Origin of the sequence: Streptomyces canarius, from assembly GCF_014650735.1 — a bacterium.
Classification (GTDB): domain Bacteria; phylum Actinomycetota; class Actinomycetes; order Streptomycetales; family Streptomycetaceae; genus Streptomyces; species Streptomyces olivaceoviridis.
This window is the reverse complement of the sequence record NZ_BMVN01000147.1, coordinates 1-4,205: the sequence shown is the minus strand read 5'-3', so window position 1 is coordinate 4,205 and position 4,205 is coordinate 1. Positions and strand designations below refer to the sequence as shown.

At 73.8% G+C, this 4,205-nt stretch carries 2 protein-coding genes; both read left to right on the top strand.

The features are described 5' to 3' along the window. On the top strand, positions 1-2,411 hold a 2,411-nt coding region (locus tag IE294_RS46440), incomplete at its 5' end, for a type I polyketide synthase (RefSeq protein ID WP_189895346.1). Between the two features lie 27 nt (positions 2,412-2,438). After that, positions 2,439-4,205 (top strand): type I polyketide synthase (locus IE294_RS46435; protein WP_189895347.1); only part of this gene is annotated, 1,767 nt, incomplete at its 3' end.

Sequence of the window (4,205 nt, the reverse complement as noted above, 5' to 3'; positions counted from 1 at the left end):
GCGGCACCGTCGAGGAACTCACCCTGGAAGCACCCCTGGTCCTCCCCGACCACGGCGGACTCGTCCTCCAGCTCTCCGTGGGCGCGGCCGACGAGGCCGGACGACGCTCCCTCGACCTGTACGCCCGGGAGGAAGACGCTGGCGCCGAGCAGGAATGGACGCGGCACGCCACCGGCGCGCTGGCGACCGGCACCGCGGCGGCGGACGGGCTGACCGGCCAGTGGCCCCCGGCCGGGGCCGAACCGCTGGACACGACAGATCTGTACGCCCGCTTCGCCGAGCAGGGGTACCAGTACGGGCCTGGCTTCCAGGGGCTCAGGGCGGCCTGGCGGCGCGGCGACGAGGTGTACGCCGAGGTCACGCTGCCCGAGACACAGCGCGCCCCGGCCCGGGAGTTCGGCCTGCACCCGGCGCTTCTGGACGCGGCGCTGCACGCCCTGTGGCTGGCGGCCGGCGAGGCCGGACCGTCCGCGGGCGAAGCAGCGGGCCTCAGGCTGCCGTTCAGCTGGGGCAGGGCGAGCCTGTTCGCGTCGGGTGCGGCGACCCTGCGGGTGCGGCTGACGACGACCGGCTCCGACGAAGTCGCGATCACCGTGGCCGATGAGACCGGATTCCCGGTCGCGGCCATCGAATCGCTGGTGATGCGCCCGTTCGCGGCCGGTCAGATCGAGGCCGCCCGGGTGAGGTCGCTGTTCCGGGTCGACTGGCATCCGGTGACCGCCACGGACGCCGCCGTGCCGGCGTACGAGGTGGCCGACTTCACCGCACCCGATGACGACGTGCACGCCGTCGTGCATCGTGCGCTCGCCCTGGTCCAGGAGTGGCTGGCCGGGGACCAGGACGACCGGCGTCTGGTGTTCGTCACGCGCGACGCGGCCGGTCCCGAGCCGAGGGACGCGGTGCACGCCGCCGTGTGGGGCCTGGTCCGCTCCGCGCAGACCGAGCACCCCGACCGGTTCGTGCTGGTGGACCTGGGCGTGGCCGACGACGCGGACACACTGGTGCCCGCCGCCGTGGCCTGTGGCGAACCGCAGGTGGCGGTCCGGGACGGTGCCGTACTCGCCGCCCGCCTCGTGCGGGCCGCGCCGACCGGGAGGGAGCCGAAGTGGGACCCGAGCGGCACGGTGCTCGTCACCGGCGCCGGCGGTGTCCTCGGCGCACTGACCGCGCGGCACCTGGTGACCCGGCACGGCATCCGCGACCTGGTGCTGATCGGACGGTCAGGGCCCGACCCGGAGCTGGTCGAGGAGCTGACGGCGGCGGGTGCCCGCGTGGTGGCCGCCCGCTGCGACGCGGCCGACCGGACGGCGATGTCCGAGGTCATCGCCGCCATCCCGGCCGCCCGGCCGTTGACCGGGGTCGTGCACGCGGCCGGCGTGCTCGACGACGCCCCGGTCACGTCGCTGACGCCCGAGCAGGCCGACCGCGTGCTGCGGCCGAAGGCCGACGCGGCGCTGCTGCTCGACGAGTTGACCCGCGACCTTCGGCTGTCCGCGTTCGTGCTGTTCTCCTCGGCGTCGGCGACCTTCGGCGCGGCCGGCCAGGCGAACTACGCCGCCGCGAACGCCTTCCTCGACGCGCTGGCCGTACGCCGACGCGCCGCAGGCCTGCCGGCCCAGTCGCTGGGCTGGGGGTTCTGGGAGCAGCGCAGCGCCATGACCGGCAGGCTCGGCGACCGCGAGGTGGCCAGGCTCACCAGCGGCGGCGTGCGGCCGATCAACTCGGCCGACGGACTGGCGCTGTTGGACGCCGCGTCCGCCATGGACGAGGCCGTGCTGGTGCCCATCCACCTGGACCTGTCGTCCCCGGGCGACGCGATCCCGCCGCTGCTGCGGCACCTGGTGCGGCCCGCCGTCCGGCGGACCCCGGCCGTGGCCGAGGGACCGGGCGGGACGACGTCGTTGCGGGAGCGGCTGGCCGGGAAGCCGGAGGAGGAGCAGCGGGCGGCCCTGTCGCACCTGGTGCGGTCGACCGTGGCCGCGGTCGTCGCCTACGACGGGCCCGCGGCGGTGGACCCGGACCTGACGTTCACGGGTCTCGGCTTCGACTCGCTGATGGCCGTCGAACTGCGCAACCGGCTCTCCACCGCCGTCGGCACCCGGCTGACGCCGACCCTGGCGTTCGACTACCCGACCGCCTCGCGTCTGGCCGGCTACCTGTACGACAAGCTGGGACTCGCCCCGGCGGCGGCTGACGAGCCGGGCGGCGGCCCCGAGGACTCGGAGATCCGCGAAGCCCTCGCGTCCGTCACCACGGACCAGTTGCGTGCGTCCGGGGTGCTCGACGTGATCCTGCGGCTAGCGGAAGAGGGTCGGCGGCAGACGACGTCAGACCGGATCAGTCACATCCAGAGCATGGGCGTCGACGATCTCGTCCGTTGGGCCAGTGCCCTTGGCAATGACCATTCCTGATTCGGATCGACGTGTGTGGAGTTCATGATGAGTGCCCCTCAGGACCAGTTGGTCGCTGCCCTGCGCAGCGCGCTGGTGGACAACGAGCGCCTCAAGGAGGCCAACCAGCGCCTGTCGAAACGGACCGACGAACCGGTCGCGGTGGTGGCCATGGGCTGTCGCTACCCCGGCGAAGTGGCCTCGCCCGACGATCTGTGGGCCCTGGTGCGTGCGGCGAAGGACGCCATCTCCCCCTTCCCCGAGGACCGTGGCTGGGACACCGACGGGCTCTCCGACCCGAGTTCCCCCGACAGGCTGACCTCGCACACCCGCGAGGGCGGCTTCCTGACCGACGCCGGCGACTTCGATCCGGGCTTCTTCGGGATCTCGCCGCGTGAGGCGCTGGCGATGGACCCGCAGCAGCGGCTGCTGCTGGAGACCACCTGGGAGACACTCGAAGGGGCGGGCATCGACCCGGCGACCCTGCGCGGCAGCAGGACCGGCGTCTTCGTCGGCATGATGGGCACCGACTACGGCGGCCCCCTGCATCACGTTCCCGACGGCGTCGAGGCGTTCGTCGGCATGGGCACCCAGTCCAGTGTCGGCTCCGGTCGGGTCGCGTACACCTTCGGCCTGGAGGGGCCGGCCGTCACCGTCGACACCGCCTGCTCCTCCTCCCTGGTGGCGATCCACCTCGCCGCGCAGTCCCTGCGCGCGGGGGAGAGCACGCTGGCCCTGGCCGGCGGCGTGTCCGTGATGGCGGGACCCGGCCTGTTCGTGGGCCTCAGCCAACAGGGCGGAGTCGCCCGCGACGGTCGCTGCAAGTCCTTCGCGGAGGGCGCGGACGGCGCGGGTTTCGGCGAGGGTGTCGGCATGGTGCTGCTGGAGCGGCTGTCGGACGCGCGGCGCAACGGGCACCCGGTGCTGGCGGTGATCCGGGGCAGTGCGGTCAACCAGGACGGCGCGTCCAACGGCCTGTCCGCGCCGAACGGTCCCTCGCAGCAGCGGGTGATCCGGCAGGCGCTGGCCAATGCGGGGCTGAAGCCGTCCGAGGTGGACGTGGTGGAGGCGCACGGCACGGGGACGTCGCTGGGTGATCCGATCGAGGCGCAGGCGGTGCTGGCGACCTACGGTCAGGACCGCGACCGGCCGCTGTGGCTGGGTTCGCTGAAGTCGAACATCGGTCACACCCAGGCCGCCGCGGGTGTGGCCGGTGTGATCAAGATGGTGCTGGCGATGCGGCACGGCGTGCTGCCCAGGACCCTGCACGTGGACGAGCCGTCGACCCACGTCGACTGGTCGGAGGGCGACGTCCGGCTGCTCACCGAGGCCGTCGACTGGCCCGAGCACGGGCACCCCCGGCGCGCCGGCGTGTCGTCCTTCGGAGTGAGCGGCACCAACGCGCACCTCGTCCTGGAACAGGCCCCGCAGCCCGCCACGGCACCTGCCGCGTCGACGTCCGCGCCCGCCACGGCCGTTCCGTGGCTGCTGTCCGCCAGGACGGCCGAAGCCCTGCGCGGCCAGGCCGACCGGCTGCGGGCCCACGTGGCGGCACACCCCGGACTGACTCCGGCCGACATCGGGTTCTCGACCGCGACCAGCCGGGCCGCGCTGCCCCACCGCGCGGTCGTGGTCGGCACCGACCGCGACGCCCTCAGCCGTGAACTCGACCTGCTGGTCCGGGGAGAGTACTCGGATCACACCGTTCGGGGCACGACCACCCCGGCGGGCCGGACGGTGTTCGTGTTCCCCGGTCAGGGGTCGCAGTGGGCGGGGATGGGGGTGGAGCTGCTGGAGTCGTCGCCGGTGTTCGCG